The 17833-nt window shown below is 75.3% G+C and carries 13 protein-coding genes; 4 read left to right on the forward strand and 9 right to left on the reverse strand.

The features are described from left to right. Positions 1–172 precede the first annotated feature (172 nt). Together AC07FV_RS07800 and AC07FV_RS07805 are read right to left on the reverse strand one after the other, a co-directional pair. Positions 173–2911, reverse strand: coding sequence for a SpoIIE family protein phosphatase (locus tag AC07FV_RS07800; protein WP_479085440.1), 2739 nt, complete (start codon positions 2909–2911; stop codon positions 173–175). Positions 2912–3005: 94 nt separating this feature from the next. Further along, positions 3006–5546, reverse strand: coding sequence for a SpoIIE family protein phosphatase (locus AC07FV_RS07805; protein ID WP_479085442.1), 2541 nt, complete (start codon positions 5544–5546; stop codon positions 3006–3008). 362 nt (positions 5547–5908) lie between these two features. On the opposite strand from AC07FV_RS07805, the gene AC07FV_RS07810 reads away from it, so the two are divergent. Continuing rightward, positions 5909–6295, forward strand: coding sequence for an ATP-binding protein (locus tag AC07FV_RS07810; protein ID WP_479085444.1), 387 nt, complete (start codon positions 5909–5911; stop codon positions 6293–6295). 13 nt (positions 6296–6308) lie between these two features. On the opposite strand, the gene AC07FV_RS07815 is transcribed toward AC07FV_RS07810, so the two are convergent. Beyond that, the gene (locus AC07FV_RS07815; protein ID WP_479085445.1) at positions 6309–6674 is read right to left on the reverse strand and encodes an STAS domain-containing protein; all 366 of its coding nucleotides are present in this window, start codon (positions 6672–6674) and stop codon (positions 6309–6311) included. A 161-nt stretch (positions 6675–6835) separates the two neighbouring features. Here AC07FV_RS07815 and AC07FV_RS07820 point away from each other — a divergent pair, with 161 nt between their 5' ends. Continuing rightward, positions 6836–7102: a hypothetical protein gene (locus tag AC07FV_RS07820; protein WP_063483927.1), complete on the forward strand. Its 267-nt coding sequence runs from the start codon at positions 6836–6838 to the stop codon at positions 7100–7102. Between the two features lie 34 nt (positions 7103–7136). Here AC07FV_RS07820 and AC07FV_RS07825 read toward each other — a convergent pair whose 3' ends face one another. Continuing rightward, positions 7137–8720: a glycerol-3-phosphate dehydrogenase/oxidase gene (locus AC07FV_RS07825; RefSeq protein WP_479085446.1), complete on the reverse strand. Its 1584-nt coding sequence runs from the start codon at positions 8718–8720 to the stop codon at positions 7137–7139. Then, complete coding sequence (locus AC07FV_RS07830) at positions 8717–9334, reverse strand: TetR/AcrR family transcriptional regulator (RefSeq protein WP_479085448.1); 618 nt, start codon at positions 9332–9334, stop codon at positions 8717–8719. Before AC07FV_RS07830 ends, AC07FV_RS07825 begins: the two co-directional genes overlap by 4 nt. A gap of 70 nt (positions 9335–9404) precedes the next feature. On the opposite strand from AC07FV_RS07830, the gene AC07FV_RS07835 reads away from it, so the two are divergent. After that, a complete protein-coding gene (locus tag AC07FV_RS07835; RefSeq protein ID WP_479085450.1) occupies positions 9405–11000 on the forward strand; it encodes an FAD-binding oxidoreductase in 1596 nt (531 codons plus the stop codon). A gap of 155 nt (positions 11001–11155) precedes the next feature. Continuing rightward, complete coding sequence (locus AC07FV_RS07840) at positions 11156–12040, forward strand: diacylglycerol kinase family protein (RefSeq protein ID WP_479085451.1); 885 nt, start codon at positions 11156–11158, stop codon at positions 12038–12040. A 55-nt stretch (positions 12041–12095) separates the two neighbouring features. Here AC07FV_RS07840 and AC07FV_RS07845 read toward each other — a convergent pair whose 3' ends face one another. The 4 genes from AC07FV_RS07845 to AC07FV_RS07860 all read right to left on the reverse strand — a co-directional run bounded on the left by AC07FV_RS07845 (position 12096) and on the right by AC07FV_RS07860 (position 17783). Next, positions 12096–14375, reverse strand: coding sequence for a catalase (locus AC07FV_RS07845; protein ID WP_479085453.1), 2280 nt, complete (start codon positions 14373–14375; stop codon positions 12096–12098). 136 nt (positions 14376–14511) lie between these two features. Further along, positions 14512–14769 carry a hypothetical protein gene (locus AC07FV_RS07850; RefSeq protein WP_479085455.1) on the reverse strand — a complete coding sequence of 86 codons (258 nt, stop codon included), beginning with the start codon at positions 14767–14769 and terminating at the stop codon, positions 14512–14514. A 138-nt stretch (positions 14770–14907) separates the two neighbouring features. Continuing rightward, positions 14908–16806 (reverse strand): DUF2264 domain-containing protein, encoded by a 1899-nt coding sequence (locus AC07FV_RS07855; RefSeq protein ID WP_479085457.1) that lies wholly within the window; start codon positions 16804–16806, stop codon positions 14908–14910. After that, a complete protein-coding gene (locus tag AC07FV_RS07860; RefSeq protein WP_479085783.1) occupies positions 16803–17783 on the reverse strand; it encodes a hydroxyacid dehydrogenase in 981 nt (326 codons plus the stop codon). Before AC07FV_RS07860 ends, AC07FV_RS07855 begins: the two co-directional genes overlap by 4 nt. Between the last annotated feature and the right edge of the window lie 50 nt (positions 17784–17833).

Here is a 17833-nt window from a genome sequence, read left to right on the forward strand (position 1 = left end):
AGGGGTTTGTTCCGCACAGGAAAATAGAGGAAGTGTTCCGGGGCTTGGGTCAGAACCAACCGCAGAACCCGTCCGCCCTGCCCACCCCCCCCCCTCCCCCGCGGCCCGCGTCGTCGTGCGGGGGACGCCCGCGAGGGGCGCCGTACCGGGGTCGCGCGGAGTGCGGCGGCCGTCAGGGCACCGGCTGTTCCGCCCAGATGACCTTCCCGGCCGGCGTGTAGCGCGTCCCCCAGCGCTCGGCGAGCTGCGCGACGAGGAACAGGCCGCGCCCGCCCTCGTCCGTCATGGCCGCGTAGCGCAGGTGCGGCGAGGTGCTGCTGCTGTCGAACACCTCGCAGATCAGGCTGCGGTCGTGCAGCACCCTGACCTGCACGGTCTCGCCGCCGTACCGGATCGCGTTGGTGACCAGCTCGCTGAGGATCAGCTCCGTCGTGAACGCCAGCTCGTCCAGCCCCCACTCGGCCAGCCGGCGCGTGACCTCGGCCCGCACCTCGCCGACCGCCGCCGGGTCGTTCGGGACCTGCCACTCGGCGACCCGGTCGGGACCGAGCGCGCGGGTGCGGGCGACCAGCAGGGCGATGTCGTCACCCGGCCGGTCGGGCAGCCGGGCGTCGAGAACGGCCCGGCAGGTCTCCTCGGGCGACGCACCGGCCGTCTCCAGCGCCCGCCGCAGGTGTTCGAGACCGACGTCGATGTCGTGCTCCCGGTCCTCCACCAGCCCGTCGGTGTACAGCACCAGCCGGCTGCCCTCCGCCAGGCGCAGTTCGGTCGTCTCGAACGGGAGGCCGCCCAGGCCCAGCGGCGGACCGGCGGACACCTCGGGGAACTCGACGCCCCCGTCGGGCCGGACCAGGGCGGGCGGCGGATGGCCCGCGCGGGCCATCACGCAGGTGCGCGAGACCGGGTCGTAGATCGCGTAGAGGCAGGTCGCGCCGGTGACCGGGGCGCTGCCGTCGTCGGCCGTCTCGTCCTGGTCGATGCGGTTGACCAGCTCGTCCAGCAGACCGAGCAGTTCGTCGGGCGGCAGGTCGAGGGAGGCGAAGTTGTGCACCGCCGTCCGCAGCCGCCCCATGGTGGCCGCGGCGTGCAGCCCGTGCCCGACGACGTCGCCGACCACGAGCGCCACGCGGGCGCCCGACAGCGGCAGCACGTCGAACCAGTCCCCACCGACCCCCGCCTGCGCCGGCAGGTACCGGTAGGCGACGTCCAGGGCGTTCTGGTCGGGCAGCCTGCGGGGCAGCAGACTGCGCTGGAGGGTCACCGCCATGCTGTGCTCGCGCGTGTAGCGGCGCGCGTTGTCGATGGAGACCGCGGCCCGCGTGACCAGCTCCTCGGCCAGGGCCAGCTCGTCCTCGTCGAAGGGCTCGGCCTTCTCCGAACGCCAGAAGCTGACCACCCCGAGCACCAGGGCTCCCGCGCGCAGCGGCACGGTGATCAGCGAGTGGACGCCGTACTCCACGACCTGCGCGGAGCGTTCGAGGTCCTGGGCCTGCCAGCCGGGGGCCTCGCCGAGGCGGGGCTCCAGGACGGGCCGCCCGGTGTCCAGGGACCGGCCCTGCGGGGAGGACGCCACGAACCGCAGCTGCCGGCCCACCGGGTAGAGGGGGACCTCCTGGCGGACGCCGCTGAGCGCGGTGCGGCGCAGCGGGGTCACCCCCTCCGGCTGACCGCCCGCCAGCACGGTGTCGAACAGGTCCACGCTCACGTAGTCCGCGAACCGGGGCACGGCCAGCTCCGCCAGTTCCTCCGCGGTCCGGCCCACGTCGAGGCTGGTGCCGATGGCCACGCCGGCCGCGTACAGGATGTCCAGGCGTTCCCGGGCGGTCTCGGCCCGGCCGGACAGGGCCCGCAGCTCGGTGGAGTCGCGGAGGGTGGCGACGCTGCCGGCCGGGCCGCCCCGTACGTCCGTGGGCCGCTGGTTGACCGCCAGCAAGCGGTCCTTGACCAGGTGGACCTCGTCGGTGGCGACGCGTCCGGAGGCCAGCAGCTCGGCCGTGTCGGCCGGGAGGCCCAGCTCGCGGACGTGGCGCCCCTCGGCGTCGGGCGGCAGGTCGAGCAGGCGCTGCGCCTCGTCGTTGGCGAGTACCAGCCGGCCCTCCCCGCCGACGATGAGCACGCCTTCCCGGACGCTGTGCAGGACCGCGTCGTGGTGTTCGTACATCCGGGTCATCTCGTGCGGGCCCAGGCCGTGCGTCTGCCGCAGCAGGCGCCGGCTGACGAGCGCCGTGCCGCCGGTGGCCAGCGCGAGGCCGACGGCCGCCGCGGTCAGCACCAGCGGCAGTTGCCGGTCCGCGACGCCGCCCACGTTCTCCGTCGTGATGCCGGCCGACACGAGGCCCACGACCGTGCCGTCGTCCGCCTCGACGGGGACCACCGCCTGCACCAGCGGGCCGATGGTCCCCTCTATCTCCTCGGTCACCGTCTCCCCGGCCAGCGCGGGGCCGATGTCCCCCACGAACTGCTTGCCGATCCGGTCGGGCCTGGGATGGGTGTAGCGGATCCCGTCGGTGTTCATGACGACGACGAAGTCCACGCCGGTCGCCTCACGCGTGGCCTCCGCCCGCGGCTGGAGGACCGCGGTGGGGTCGGGGGAGCGCAGCGCCTCACGGATGCCGGGGGAGTTCGCGAACGTCGCGGCGACGGAGACCGAGCGGTTGCGGGCCTCCACCTCGCTGTCGTGCCGTCCCTGGAGCACCAGCGCGACGGCGGCGGCGACCACGAGCAGCAGCACGATCGCCACGTTCATGGCGAAGACCTGGCCGGCGACGCTGCGTCCGGACAGGGCCGAACGCAGGGCCGCGGCACGCCGCCGCCCCGTGTCCTCTCCCCGCCGCGGCCGGTCCGCGTCTCGCCGCTGCCGGGCGGGCGGACCGCTGGGACGACGGGGTGACCGCTCTCCCGATCGACCCATCAGTCGGACCATGTGCCCATGTCTACACTGCCGGGCCCCAGGAGGCGAGGGGCACCCCCTGTGACGGGACGGGCGGCGGGAGCGGGAGCCGCGCTCACCGGCGGTCGCCCGGGTGGCGGCGGGTGGCGAGCAGCAGGGCGGTGTCGTCGGGGCGGTCCGTGGTGTGGCGGGCGGTGACGATGAGCCGGTCGGCGACGCCCGCCAGCCAACGGCTCCCCGGTCGCACCTGGGGCGCGCCGGCCCTGGCCAGGGCGCGCCCGAGCGCGGCGATGCCCTCGTCGATGTCGGTGCCGGGCCGCTCCACCAGCCCGTCCGTGTAGAGCGCGAGCACGGCGCCGGGCTCGGCCCGGAACTCCGTGAGCGGGTACCGGGCGCCCGGATCCACGCCGAGCACCACACCGCCGGGCAGGTCCAGGGCCTCGGTGCGTCCGTCCGGGTGGCGCAGCAGGGGCGGCGGATGCCCCGCGCGGGCCGCGCGGACCCGTCCGGTGACCGGGTCCAGCCGGAGGCAGCAGCAGCTCGCGAAGAGGCCCGGGTCGAGATCGGTCAGCAGATGGTTCACCCCGCTCAGCACCTCGTCGGGCGGGCGGTCGTCGAGGGCGAAGGCGCGCACGGCGCTGCGCAGCTGCCCCATGGTGGCCGCCGCCTGCACGCCGTGCCCCTGCACGTCGCCGATGACCAGCGCCATGCCGTCACCCGAGGCGACGACGTCGTACCAGTCCCCGCCCACGTCCATGCCCTGGGTCCCGGGCAGGTAGCGTCCGGCGGTCTCCAGCAGGGGGTGCGCCGGCAGCCGCCGGGGCAGCAGCGCCCGCTGCAACCCCCGGGCCAGCGCGGTCTCCGACTCGTAGCGCCGGGCCCGTTCCATCGCCTGGGCGATCACCCCGGCCAGGGCGGTGAGCACCGTGCGCTCCTCGCTGCCGAAGCTGCGGGCGCGGTCGAAGCCCAGGATGCACGAGCCGACCGGCCGCCCGGAGGCGATCAGCGGCAGGAAGGCGCGGGCGCCCTCCGTGGCGTCCAGCGGGATGCCCGGGTACGCGGTGGCCAGGGCCTGCATCGAGTCGAAGAAGAGCGGCCGACCGCTGGTCAGCGTCTCGACACCGGGCAGCCTGGCGTCCAGGGCCACCCCCTCGAAGGGGGCGAGGAACCCCGGCGGGAAGCCGGTCTCCCACGCCAGGTGGAGGTGCCGGTCCTGGAGCAGGTAGATGGCGAGGCGGCGGCCGCCGAATGCCGGCAGCAGTTCCCGCACGACCACGGCGGACACCTGCCGCGCGGTCACCGCCTCGGTCAGCGCCACGGCCAGGACGATGGGGCGGTACACCGGCGCCGTACCGGCGGCGAGGGCCGGTGCGGGGGCGTCGGCGTGGAGCGGCGGCTCCGGTGCGCCGGGCCGGGGCGGGGGACCGGCGGACGCGTCGGCGACCCGGTTGGCCGGGCGGAGCGCGACGGTCAGGAGGTCCGGGCCGGGATGCACCGAGACGGCGAGCCAGTCGCCCTCGTAGGGCTGCGGCGCGGACCGGCGGCTGCCGTCGGGCGGGCGCCGGACGTGGAAGCGGACCGGCTCGGGGGAGAGCAGGGCGCCGCGCAGGTGGTCCTCGTACGCGGTCTGGTCGAGCCAGGGCAGGGCCTCCCACAGGGAGTGGCCGTGCAGCCGTGCCCGTGGCCGGCCCAGCAGCTCGGCGGCGCGCCGGTTGGCGTAGACGACGGTGCCCAGGCGGTCCATGCAGAGCACGCCGTCCGGCAGCAGGTCGGCCGCGGCGTCGGCCACCGTGCCGGAGGACGGGTCGCGCACGGCGCCGCGTACCGTCCCGGCCGGCGCGCCCTGCGGACGCCACAGCTCCACCAGGAGCGGAGCCCCGTCCGCGGCCCGCACGTGCAGGGGGAGCGGGGGCGGCAGGCCCTCGGCCGTCTGACGCAGCGCCGCGCTGACCCGGTGCCCGTCGTCGGGCGCGAGGGCGCGGGTCAGCGCGTCGAGCGTGGCGGGTCCCTCGGCGGCCCGCGCCAGGCCGAGCAGGACGCGCAGCGGCTCGTCGACGACGACGGTGCCGGTCGCCGGGTCCCAGGCGAAGCTCCCGGCCCGCTGCGGACGGCGTACGGAGGCGGGCGGCCGGACGCACAGGGGATCGCCGTCCCAGACGACCGGCGCGTCGCGGCCGCCGTCCAGCGCCTCCAGCGCCGCGCCCAGGTCCCGAGCCAGCCCTTCCATCCGTTCCGCACCCTCCACCACCTCGGCGGTGTCCGAGGCGGTGGGGCGCAGGACGGTCAGGACGCCGTAGGTCCGTGCCGCGCCGGCGACGGGCACGTAAAGAGACCCGAAGGGGAAGGGCAGCCCGGCGGCGAACTGCGGATAGCGGCGCATCGTCTCGGTGGCGTTGGGCAGCACCACCCGCACGCCCAGCCGGAAGGCGTCGGCCACGGGGAACGGACTGTCGGCGTGCAGCCGCCACCAGGGCCGGAACAGCGGCCCCGGGAGGCCGGCGAGGACGGCCAGCCGCAGCAGGCCGGGCGTCCGGGAGGGGAGATAGACCCCGCCCGCATGGCCCGTGGTCGCGCTGATCGCCCGGGAGGAGGCGTCGATGAGCAGCGCCGTCAGCCTCGCGGGCATCCGGTCTGCGTCCTCGGCGCCTGCCTTCATGGGCCCCACCTCGTCCGTGTGCCGTCACGCGGGCGACACAGCCAGAATGCGCCACGGCGCGGGGGTGGCGCACCCCGTCGGACCCGCACGGGTGGCCGCGACGGCGTCCGGTCCGGCGGTCCGGTGCGCCTCCTCGCGGTGCCCGCAGGCGACCGGGTGGGGTGCTCCTCGCGGTGCACTCGGTCCGCGCTTGTCCGAAAGGCGGCGCGTCCGGCGGAAGTTGGGGCAAAGGGATCGTGGAAACCGTCCCGGTGCGTATCGTGAAGGGCCGGGGCCCGCGCTTCCCCTACTCGGCCCCGGACCGGACGGTGAGGCTCGGTATGACTCCGGCGCGCAGACCCGATGCCGCGGACGTTTCGGTCGTGTCCACGGTCGTGGAGTTCAGGGGCGGTTCCGCGATGATCCCGGCCTCCCGGGACGTCGTGCACGGCTTCGTCGCGAGACTCGCCGACCAGGGCGTCGAACCGGCCGACACCTTCCTGGACGCCGCCCGCCTGGTCGCCAGCGAGCTGGTGACCAACGCGCTGCGGCACGCTCCCGGTCCCTGCCGGCTGGAGCTGACCCTGGTGGACGAGAGCGTGGAGATCGCGGTGTCGGACACGGGGGAGGGCTTTCCCACGTTCCTGCCGCGCGATCCGCTGCGGGTGGGCCGGCACGGTCTGGAGATCGTGACGCGGCTGTGCGACGAGGTCATCACCAAGCCGCACGCGACCGGCAAGACCGTGTACGCGCGCCTGCCGCTGCGCTGACGCCCTCCCGGCCTCAGGCGGCCAGGGCCTGCTCGACGGTCGGGAAGCAGCCGATGAGCGTGTCGACGCCCACGAGCTGGAGCACGCGCTCGACGGCGTACTGCGGCGCGGCGATCCGGAACCAGACGCCGCGGGCCTCGGCGGCCTGGTGGGCGGTGATGAGCACGTTGATCCCGCTGGAGTCCAGGAAGGCCACCTCGCCGAAGTCGACCACCGTGCCCGGCGCCGACTGCACGCAGGAGAGCAGGACGTCGCGGAGCTGACCGCTGCCGTCGAGATCGACCTCACCGGCGAGGATGACGATGCTGACACCGTCGCCCGTGGTGGTACGGGTGATCAGCAGCCGCTCCGGTACTGCCGCTCCCTCGATGTCCGCCACGCTTCCCTCACCTCTCGCATATGCCCGGCCGTCTTCGGTGGCTTGATGTTAAGGCCCGCGGGGGCCCGTGTGGGCTTCTTGTGCGGACCGAACACCGCCAGGACGGGCCGGGACGGCCTCGACGCGCGCGACAGCGCTCCGCTGACTACGGTCGAGGTGTGGTGGCTCACACTTTCGAGGAGCTCGTGCACAAGCGTCGCGCGGCGGACCTGGCACAGCACCGGGTCGAGGAACTGCGGGACTCGTACGGGCCTCCCACGCAGCATCAGTGGACCGCACGGCAGTCGCACACCTACGAGACGGCCGTACGGGCCTGGCGCGACCTGGACCGGGACGCGCAGACCGCGATGACGGAGTACGTCAAGGAGGAGGGTCAGTCCCGGCACAAGATCGAGGCGAAGGTCCGCAAGGCCGTCCAGGACGGCTGACCCGGCCGGCCCGCACGCCGCGCCCGGCCGTCTCTCAGCTCCGCCCCGCCGCGGCCTCGCCGACGAGAGCGCGTACGGCGTCCAGTGCCGCGTCGCGGTCCTCGGGCACCAGCCCGATGCGGGTGCGCCGGTCCAGCAGGTCGGACTCGTCCAGCGCGCCCTCGTGGCGCAGCGCCCAGACCAGCTCGGCGCCGGTGACGGGGTGGTCCGGCAGTACCCGCGCGCCGAGCCGGGCGTCCAGGGCTGCGAGGGCCTGGACGGCGGGTGCCTCGGTGCCGTAGCGCCGCACCAGCCGGCCCGGCGCCCGCAGCCCCGCCAGGACGTGCGGCGCGGCGGCGCCGACCAGCGGCAGGCCGGCGGTGGGCGACGGACCGGCACCGAGCCGGCGGGCGGCGACGGCGGCGTCCACGGCGTCCTCGGCCATGCGCCGGTACGTGGTGAGCTTGCCGCCGACCACGGTGATCACGCCCTCCGACGAGGTGAGCACGGCGTGCCGGCGTGAGACGTCCGCCGTGCGGGGCCCGGCGCCGGGCCGGTCCGCGGGGGTGGTGTCCAGCAGGGGACGCAGCCCCGCGAAGGCGCCCACCACGTCCTCGCGCCGGACGGGCACGTCCAGTACGGAACCGAGCACGTCGAGCAGGAAGCCGACGTCGGTCTCGGGCACCTCGGGGACGTCGGGCACGTCCCCGTCGACGGGCTCGTCGGTCAGCCCGACGTAGACCCGGCCGTCGCCCTGGGGCAGGACGAGGACGAAGCGGTTGGTCTCGCCGGGGACGGGCACGTGCAGCCCCGCCGGGAGCGGGCCGATCCGGTCGGAGCGCAGGACGAGATGGGTGCCGCGCGAGGGCCGGACCCGGATGCCGTCCACGAGGTCACCGGCCCACACCCCGGAGGCGTTGATCACCGCGCGGGCACGGACGTGGCCCTCCTCGCCGGTGAGTTCGTCGCGCACCCGGGCACCGGACGTGGTCAGCTCCAGCGCCCGGACACGGGTCAGGACGCGGGCACCGCGCGCGGCGGCGGTCCGGGCGAGGGCGGTCACCAGCCGGGCGTCGTCGGTGAGCCGGCCGTCCCAGGAGAGCAGGCCGCCGCGCAGCCGGTCGGAGCGGAGCGCCGGGGCGAGGTGGCGGGTCTCCACCGCGGAGAGCCGACGCGGCGCGGGCAGCGTGGCCCGGGCCGTGCGCGCCGCCAGGCGCAGGGTGTCGCCGGCCCGGAACCCGGCCCACGCCAGTGCGGCCTGACCGCGGGAGACCATGGGCGTCAGCGGCAGCACGAACGGCTGGGCGTGCACCAGGTGCGGAGCCGTGCGCTCCATCAGCACGCCGCGCTCCACCGCGCTCTCGTGCGCGACGTCGAGCTGGGCGGAGGCGAGGTAGCGCAGGCCGCCGTGGACGAGCTTGGAGCTCCAGCGGGAGGTGCCGAAGGCCAGGTCGTGGGCGTCCACCGCGACGACGCTCAGCCCGCGGGCCGCGGCGTCCAGGGCCACGCCGGCGCCGGTCGCGCCGAGCCCGACGACCAGGACGTCCACGCGGGGACCGCCGACGGCGTCGGCCAGCTCGCGCGAGCGGCGGGCGGCGGACAGGGAGGCCCCGGCGTCGGGGCTGCTGGTCGGGCTCATGGCGTGAGGGTCCTCTCCAGGATGGTGCGCAGCTCCGCGAGGAGGGCCGCGGAGGTCAGCTCGGCGTCGTCCTCGTCGGTCATGGTCCGCAGCGACAGTGCGAAGGACTGGACGATCAGCAGCAGCGAACGGGCCTGCCGCCCGGGGTGGGCCGGGCGCACCGACCCGTCGGCGTGGCCCTCGCCGAGCGCGTCGGCCAGCAGCTCCAGCAGGGCCTCCTGGCTCGCTCCGCGCCGGTCGAGGACGTACGGCAGGAGCAGCTCCGGGTCCACGTCGACGATCTTGGTGAAGAGCGGGTGGGCGCGGAACGCCTCGATCCCGGTCACCAGGCCCTCGACGACACGCGCGCGCGTGCCGACACCGGGGCGGGGAGCCGGGATGGCCCCGGTGGCCACCGCGATCCACTCCCGGGTCATCAGATCGCCGACCAGCGACCGCACGTCGGGCCAGCGCCGGTAGAGCGTCATCCGGGAGACCCCGGCACGGCGGGCGACGTCGGTCATCGTCGTGCGGCGGACCCCGACGGCGAGCACGCAGTCGCGCACGGCGTCCAGCACCGTGTCGTTGTCCGAGGTGTTCGGTCGGCCCGCGTTGTTGTGACGGTTAGGCGTCATGTGTAACAGTGTAACGCCCGTGAGGCCGCGCAGACGGCATCCCCCGAACCGACCGTGAGGACGACAGGCAATGGACATGCTCTGGAACGGCTGGGGCGACCCGGCCAGGGCGACGGCGCTGCCCGACACGGTGACCGGACTGCTGCGCGAGCTGCTCGGCGTCAAACCGCGCGAGGCGGCCTCGGTACCGCTGGAGGAGATCGACGTCCCCGCCCCGCCGCTGGACGAGGCCGCCCGACGGGCGCTGGAGGACGCCGTCGGCGGCCCCGCGCACGTGCGTACGGACGCGGACAGCCGCATCCGGCACACCCGCGGCAAGTCCACCCCCGACCTGCTGCGGATGCGGGCCGGCGACACCGCCGACACCCCGGCCGCCGTCGTCCTGCCGGCCGCCCACGAGGAGGTGCTCGCCGTGCTGGGGGCGTGCGCCGCGCACGGTCTGGCCCTCGTCCCCTTCGGCGGTGGAACCTCCGTCGTCGGCGGCCTCGCCCCCGCCCGGCGCGGCGGCTTCGTCGCCCTCGACCTGCGCCGCATGAACCGCCTGCTCGACCTCGATGAGACCTCCCGCACCGCCATCCTGCAACCGGGCCTGCGCGCACCCGAGGCCGAGGCGCTCCTCGCCGAACGCGGCTGGACGCTCGGCCACTTCCCCCAGTCCTACGAGTGGGCCACCATCGGCGGCTTCGCCGCGACCCGCTCCAGCGGTCAGGCCTCCGCCGGCTACGGACGCTTCGACGAGATGGTCCTGGGTCTCACGCTCGCCACCCCCGAGGGCACCCTGGACACCGGCCGTGCCCCGCGCTCGGCGGCCGGCCCCGACCTGCGCCAGCTCGTGATGGGCTCGGAGGGCGCCTTCGGCGTCATCACCTCGGTCACCGTGCGGGTGCGGCCCGTGCCGCGGGTCCGCCGCTACGAGGGCTGGCGCTTCGCCTCCTTCGAGGAGGGCGCCGCAGCCCTGCGCCGCCTCGCCCAGGACGGCCCGCGTCCCACGGTGCTGCGGCTCTCCGACGAGACCGAGACGCTGATCGGCCTCGCCCAGCCCGACGCGATCGGCGCCTCCCTCGCCGGGCAGGACGCCGGGTGCCTGGCGGTCGTCGGCTTCGAGGGGACGGAGGAGGACACCACCTACCGCCGCGAGGGTGCCGCAGAGGTGCTGCACGCGTGCGGCGGCACCTTCGCCGGAGCGGAACCGGGGGAGCGCTGGGCCCACGGCCGCTACTCGGCGCCGTACCTGCGCGACTCCCTGCTCGACGCGGGGGCGCTCGCCGAGACCCTGGAGACGGCGACCTTCTGGTCCCGCCTCCCCGAGCTGTACGCGGCCGTCCGCGACGCGCTCACCGGCACCCTCACCGGCGCCGGCACACCGCCCCTGGTGATGTGCCACATCTCGCACGTGTACGAGAACGGCGCCTCGCTGTATTTCACCGTCGTCTCGGCGCAGGGCGACGACGTCGTGGCGCACTGGACGCGGGCCAAGCACGCGGCCAACGAGGCGATCCTCGCCGCGGGCGGCACCATCACGCACCACCACGGGGTGGGCACCGACCACCGCGACTGGTACGTGCGGGAGGCGGGCGCCCTGGGGGTCGAGGCGCTGCGGGCCGTCAAGCGGAGCCTGGACCCCACCGGAGTGCTCAGCCCCGGGGTCCTGCTGCCCGCCGACTGAACCGCGGCCCGGTCCCCCGCCGCCCGGCCGTGGACGGCGGGGGACCGGACCGCCCCGCATCCCGCCGGCCCGCGCGGCCGGCACCCCACCCGCCGGGGCGTCCCCGCCCCGTGAGACAACAGTCCGGCACCACCCGTCAGCCCGGAGGCACATCGATGCGACAGTTCACCGCCGTCGTCAACCCCACCGCGGGCGGCGCCACCTCGGCCGCCGCACTGCTGGGGGTGGCCCGGCTGCTGCGGGAGGCCGGCGCGGAGCTGGAGACCGAGTACAGCCGCAGCCTCCCGCACGCACGGGACCTCGCCCGGCGGGCCGGGGAGCGGGGCCGGGTCGTGCTCGCCGTCGGCGGCGACGGCATGGCCGGCGGCATCGGCGGCGCCCTGAGCGGCACCGGGGGCCTGCTGGGACTGGTCCCGGCCGGCCGCGGCAACGACTTCGCCCGCGCCCTGGAACTGCCCACCGGGCCGGCCGAACTCGCCGGGATACTGCTGCACGGTGAGCCCCGCCCCGTCGACACCATCGAGGTCACCTCGGCCGTCCACGACCGCACCGTCGTGCTCGGCAGTGTCTACGCCGGCGTCGACGCGCTCGCCAACCACCACGCCAACAACGCCCGTCTGCTGCGCGGCACGGCCTCCTACTACGCGGGTGCGCTGCGGGCCGTGGCCGGCTGGCGCGCGACGCGGTACCGGGTCACCGTCGACGGGGAGGAGCACGCGTTCACCGGCTACACGGTGGTGGCCGCCAACTCCGGCTACTACGGCTTCAACCGGCTGATAGCCCCCTCCGCCCGGGTGGACGACGGCCTGCTGGAGGTCGTGATGATCCACAAGGCGCCGCGGCGGCTGTTCTTCGCCCTCATGAACGAGCTGGGGACGGGCGCCCACGTCCGCAGGCCCCAGGTGCGGGTCCTGCGGGGCCGGGAGGTCCGTATCGAGGCCGACCGGGCCGTCCCCTACGGCGCCGACGGCGAGGTCGAGGCCGCGGTCCCCGTCACCGCCCGGGTGCTGCCCGGCGCGCTGCGGGTCCTGGCCCCCTGACCGGACCGGGCCGGCCGCCGACGTCGGCGACCGGCCCGGCGGGCGTGTGCGGGGGTCAGCCCCGCGGGGTGGTGAAGCGTTCCCACACCCGGTGGGAGCCCATCAACTCCGTGACCTGCTCCAGGGCCGAGGTACCGGAGTCGGCGACCACCACACCGGGAGCGTTCGAGGGCACGCCCGACGCGTCGAGCGCGGCCTCGCCGCCCGCCCAGACGCCGATCGCCTTGCCGTGCCGGAACGCCTCCGACACCAGCAGGCTCACCCGCGGGTCGATCGTCCCGGGTGCCGCGGGGGTCGGGGCCGCCTTGTAGTCCCGCGGCGTGTGGGCGTCGCCGCCCATGTCGGGCGTCCCCGCCAGCAGGACGGCGTCGAACTCGACGGACCGCGCGGTGACGTAGCTGCGCTGGACGGTCAGCGCGCCCTCGCCCGAGCCGATGGTGCCGCCGGTCGGTGCCACCACCAGCGGCACCATCCCGGCGCTCAGCACGGCCTCCCGCACCGCCGTGACACCCTCCAGATCGGCCCCGCCCGTCACGATGCCGACGACCCGGCCCTCGGTCGGCCAGACCCCGCCGACCTGGGACAGCGCCGGGCTGGGCTCGACGTCGGCCAGCGGCACGGTCGGCTCCGGGGCGGGCAGGCCGAGGCCCTCGGCGACGCCCGCGCACAGCTCGGGGTCGATGTTGGCCAGGACCTGGAGCGTCCGCTCCCGGATGGCCTGCTCGTAGCACTTGCCCAGCTCGAAGGTGTAGGCGCCGATGATGTGCTCGCGCTCCACCGGGCTCATGCTCAGCCAGAAGCGGCGGGGCTGGCTGAAGTGATCGGAGTACGACTCCGGAGACTCGCGCACCTTGGTCGCCTCGGGGACCCTGACCGGCACCTCCATGAAGGCACCGGTGTCGGCCCCGGCGGTGAACGGGCAGCCGCCGTCCAGGGTGTTGGGCCGGTAGGGCGCGACACCGCGGTGCACGGCGGTCTGGTGCATGCCGTCGCGCAGCATGTCGTTGACCGGCGCCTGGGGGCGGTTGATGGGCAGCTGCGGGAAGTTGGGGCCGCCCAGGCGGGTGATCTGGGTGTCCAGGTACGAGAACAGCCGCCCGGCGAGCAGCGGGTCGTCGGTGACGTCGATACCGGGCACCAGGTGACCGACGTGGAAGGCGACCTGCTCGGTCTCGGCGAAGTAGTTCGACGGGTTGCGGTTCAGCGTCAGCAGTCCGATGGGCTGCACCGGAGCCAGCTCCTCGGGGACCAGGTTCGTCGAGTCCAGCAGGTCGATGCCCTCGAAGGTCTGGTCCGGGGTGTCCGGGAAGGTCTGGATGCCCAGCTCCCACTGCGGGTGGGCGCCCGCCTCGATGGCGTCGGCCAGGTCCCGGCGGTGGAAGTCCGGGTCGACGCCGTTGATGAGCTGCGCCTCGTCCCACACCAGGGAGTGCACGCCCAGCTTGGGCTTCCAGTGGAACTTCACCAGCGTCGTGCCGCCCTCGGCGTTCACCAGCCGGAAGGTGTGGACGCCGAAGCCCTCCATCATCCGGTACGAGCGCGGGATGCCGCGGTCGCCCATGAAGAAGATGGTGTGGTGGGTCGCCTCGGTGTGCAGGGAGACGAAGTCCCAGAACGTGTCGTGCGCGCTCTGCGCCTGCGGGATCTCCCGGTCGGGGTGCGGCTTCGCGGCGTGCACGACGTCCGGGAACTTGATGGCGTCCTGGATGAAGAAGACCGGGATGTTGTTGCCGACCAGGTCGAAGACGCCTTCGCTGGTGTAGAACTTCGTCGCGAAGCCGCGGGTGTCCCGGACGGTGTCCGCCGACCCGCGGGAGCCGACCACCGTGGAGAACCGCACGAACACCGGCGTCTCGACGTCCGCGGCGAGGAACCCGGCCTTGGTCACGGAGGCCGCCGTGCCGTAGCTCTGGAAGACGCCGTGCGCCCCAGCGCCGCGGGCGTGCACCACGCGCTCCGGGATGCGCTCGTGGTCGAAGTGCATGATCTTCTCGCGCAGGTGGTGGTCCTGCAACAGCACGGGCCCGCGCGGTCCCGCCTTCAGCGAGTGGTCGGTGTCGTACAGCCGGGTGCCCTGAGCGTTCGTCAGGTAGGCCCCGGACTGCGCCACCCGGGCCTGGTCTGCTCCCGTGGGCTGACCGGTCGGCGACACGGTGTCCGGGCCGCTCTGGTCCGGCTTCGGGGGCAGCGGCTCCCGGGGCTCGGTGGGTTCGGCGACGGGGGGCGACTGGGGACCCGGCTTGCCGGGGATCCCGTCCGCCGGCCCGCCACCCTCGCCCTGCAGGGTCTCGGTGACCTTGTGGGCTACCCGCTTGAGGGGGTTGGCCTCGCTCATCAGCCTTTTTCTCCGTTCCGGGCGGACCGCAGCGCGCGGCCGCACACATTCGAGTACCGACTGCCGTGGTGGGCCGTGACCGCGTACCCAGCGAGCGCCACTCAAGGCATGGGTGCGGGGACGAAAGGCGGTCGGCTCAGAGGACGGTCTCGCCGTCGTGGGTCCCGCCCTGGCAACGCTTCGTGAAGGTGCCCGTCCCCGTCCCGTCGACCGAGACGATGATCACTCCGCCGCCCTGGACGCACTGGGTCGCCGTCACGTCGCCCGGAAGCCGCGCGGCCCGCGGGGCGCCGGAATCGGCGGGGAGGGCGCGCGCCACGGCGGCCTCGGCCGGCGCGGCGCACAGGACCGCCAGGGTCAGGGCCGCGATCACGGACCAGGACGACTCGCGCATGGGAAGGCTCCTTCTCGCCGGTGCCGTACCAGCCTCACCGGAGGCCGCGGGCCGCGCCACCCCAGGCGCGCGCACGGGCGAGGCCCCGACCGGCGATGCCGGTCGGGGCCCGGGGACGCGCCGCGACCCCCGGACTCGCTAACCCACCGTGTGCGTCACCCGCACCGGTCCGAAGGAGACCCGGGTCCGCCCTCCGCCGTCCGCCCAGAGGACCTCCGCGGCGCCGCCGTCGACGGTGACCTCCGTGACGGCCTCCGCCGCGGGTACGGGCCCCGGCTCACCGCTGAGCACCGCCACGCACACGTGCAGGGAGGTGCCGCCCGCGTCGCCGGACAGCCGGGGCAGCTCGGCCCACGGAGCGTAGGCGGTGCCCTGCGGGGCGCGGACGGTCCCGGAGCCGGGGTGCCAGCCGTACAGGCCGTGCAGCGCCGACACCAGGGGCTCGTCGGGGCCGGTGGCCCAGCCGGTCTGCGTGAGGCGGGCCCCGGGCGGCGCCCCGGTCACCCGGTGCACCCGCAGCTCGTAGGGCCCCCGCGCCACCGTGACGCTCTCGACCCGCAGGCCGGGCACCATCGGGGGCCCGCCGGCGAAGACCGGCCGGTGCCACGACGCGGCCCAGCCCCAGCCGTCGCCGTGCCCCGCCCCGAGCGGGTGGATGCGGCGGCGCACACTGCGCCGGCCGCCGACCTCCACCGACAGGTGGTTGTCCGCGGTGTTCGCCGGTGCGGTGGGCCCCGTCCGGGTGGAGTAGGCCTGCCGCCCGTAGTGCGGGTCGTCCTCGGCGGCCGACTCGCCCTCGTGCGGCCGGACATGGTCGCTGCCGTGGTTGTGCAGCCGTACGATCCCGTCCCCGCGCGTCGACTGCACCAGCAGCCCGGGTGCGGGCAGGGCCAGCACCCGGTCGGCCTCCTCCACCGGAGCGGCCTCCTCCGTGGCCGTCCACAGGGGATCACCGGCGGGGGCGAGGAGCGACACGAACGCCTTCGACGCCCAGTACGGGGAGGCCGGCCCGGAGTACGGCTGGAGGGTGGCCTCGTGCGGCCCGTGCCAGCCGAGGCTGAGCAGCCCGTCGTCGGTCAGCGCGTCCCGCTCCAGGAAGTACCGCAGACTGCCGCTCGCCAGCCGCCGGGAGGTGCCCGGGGTCAGCGGCGTGTGCCCGGTGACCGCGCCCAGGCCCACGGCGGCGGACGCGGCGAACCGGTACGTGAGGGAGCGGCCGAAGTGCAGCGGCGCCCCGTCCCCGCCGAACATCGCCGCGAGGCCGTCGAGGTGCGTGCGCAGCCGCCCCCCGAAGTGGGCGGCCGTCGGCCCGGTCTCGCCCGCGAGATGGGCGTCGAGCACCGGGTAGAGGTGCAGCGCCCAGCCGTTGTAGTGGTCGAAGGCGCGGCCGTCGCCGTCGGCGTACCAGCCCTCGCCCCGGTACCAGCCCTCCATCAGCTCCAGCGCGCGCTCCCGGACCGCGGCCGTCTCGCCGTCGCCGCGGCCGACCGCCTCCAGGAACCCGGCGACCGTGTACTGGAACAGGTACCAGTTGTTCGGCGCCGGCACGTGCCGCAGCGCCCCCCGCAGCCACTCCTCCACCCGGTCCTGCACCCCCGCGTCGAGGTGCTTCCACAGCCAGGGCGAGGTCAGCCGCAGTCCGAGCGCGACCGACGCCGACTCGACCATGGGCTGGCCCTGCACGTCGTGGTCGAGGATCAGCGGCCAGGACTCGGCGTCGTCGCGGCCCGGGGAGCCGGTGCCCGACGCCAGACCGCGCGCGTAGCGCTCCAGCCAGCCGTGCGGGTCGTCGCCGTCGGCACCCGCGACGCGGAAGGCCGCAGCGAGGAACGTGCGAGCGAAGCCCTCCAGACCGTCGGAGCGCGCTCCCGAACGCGAGGGCCGGCCCGGCAGGTCGAGCAGCGCGCACCCGGGGGTGCCCCAGCGCCAGGCCGCCCACAGGAGCCCGTCCGCCACGGCCTCCCAGTGGGCGCGGGTGTATCCCGTGTACGGGCTCAGCGCACGGTCCTCGGTGGGCAGTTCGAACGGGATGCTCATGCCAGGAACGCCAGCCTTTCGCGTCGTACGGGATGGAGAAAACCGGCACCGGAGGCCCAGCGGGTCGTCTCGGCCAGCGCGAGGTCGGCCAGCCTGCGCCACTCGTTGCCCTCGGAGCCGGCCAGGTGCGGGGTGATCAGTGCGTTGTCGCAGTCCCACAGCGGGTGGTCCGGCGGCAGCGCCTCGGGATCGGTGACGTCCAGCACCGCCCGGATGCGGCCCGCCCGCAGCGCGTCGGTGAGCGCGTCCTGGTCGACGACGGCCCCGCGGGAGGTGTTGATCAGCACCGCGTCGGCCGGCATCGCGTCGATCAGGGGGCGGCCGACCAGACCGCGCGTCGTGGGCAGCAGCGGGGTGTGCACGCTGACGGTGTCGCAACGGGCGAACAGCTCGCGCAGCCCGACGCGTTCGACGCCGAGCGCGGCGGCCTCCTCGTCACTCACGAACGGGTCGTGCAGGAGGACCTCGACGTCGTGCGGTCGCAGCAGCTCCACCACCCGGCGGCCGATCAGCGAGGCCGACAGGATGCCCACCGTGCGGCGGTGGTTGCCGACGCTGCGCGGGGTGCGCAGCCAGTTGCCGCGCGTCCGGGTCGTCCGGTAGTCGCGGGCGCGTTCGAACACCCGCTTGCCGGTGAGCAGGATCATGGCGAGGGTGTACTCGGCCACCGGCAGCGCGTTGGCCGCGGCGGCCGAGGAGACCTCGATCCCCCGCTCCCAGCACGCGTCGGTGACGTGCCCGCGGACACTGCCCGCCGTGTGCACGACGGCCCGCAGCCGGGGCGCGGCCCGCAGCACGTCCGCGTCCAGCGGGGGACAGCCCCAGCCGGTGATCAGCAGGTCGACGTCGGCCAGCACTCCCCGGGCCCGCGGGGTGGACAGGTCGTCCAGCGCCGGGAGCGGCGCGAGGTCGCAGACCCGGCGGAACGCGCCGAGCGACTGCGGGTCGAGGACGGCCGAGGCGGCGTCCGGGGACATGGCCACGGCGGCTCGGGGGCGGGGCCGGCGGTCGGGGGAGTCCGGGGCGT

The sequence above is a fragment of the Streptomyces sp. NPDC045956 genome (genome assembly GCF_056430705.1).

Excerpts from the sequence above, each read along its gene's own strand:
- AC07FV_RS07800 (WP_479085440.1), bottom strand. The coding sequence starts at position 2,911 with ATGGGTCGATCGGGAGAGCGGTCACCCCGTCGTCCCAGCGGTCCGCCC.
- AC07FV_RS07805 (WP_479085442.1), bottom strand. The coding sequence starts at position 5,546 with ATGAAGGCAGGCGCCGAGGACGCAGACCGGATGCCCGCGAGGCTGACG.
- AC07FV_RS07825 (WP_479085446.1), bottom strand. The coding sequence starts at position 8,720 with ATGAGCCCGACCAGCAGCCCCGACGCCGGGGCCTCCCTGTCCGCCGCC.
- AC07FV_RS07830 (WP_479085448.1), bottom strand. The coding sequence starts at position 9,334 with ATGACGCCTAACCGTCACAACAACGCGGGCCGACCGAACACCTCGGAC.
- AC07FV_RS07835 (WP_479085450.1), top strand. The coding sequence starts at position 9,405 with ATGGACATGCTCTGGAACGGCTGGGGCGACCCGGCCAGGGCGACGGCG.
- AC07FV_RS07840 (WP_479085451.1), top strand. The coding sequence starts at position 11,156 with ATGCGACAGTTCACCGCCGTCGTCAACCCCACCGCGGGCGGCGCCACC.
- AC07FV_RS07845 (WP_479085453.1), bottom strand. The coding sequence starts at position 14,375 with ATGAGCGAGGCCAACCCCCTCAAGCGGGTAGCCCACAAGGTCACCGAG.
- AC07FV_RS07850 (WP_479085455.1), bottom strand. The coding sequence starts at position 14,769 with ATGCGCGAGTCGTCCTGGTCCGTGATCGCGGCCCTGACCCTGGCGGTC.
- AC07FV_RS07855 (WP_479085457.1), bottom strand. The coding sequence starts at position 16,806 with ATGAGCATCCCGTTCGAACTGCCCACCGAGGACCGTGCGCTGAGCCCG.
- AC07FV_RS07860 (WP_479085783.1), bottom strand. The coding sequence starts at position 17,783 with ATGTCCCCGGACGCCGCCTCGGCCGTCCTCGACCCGCAGTCGCTCGGC.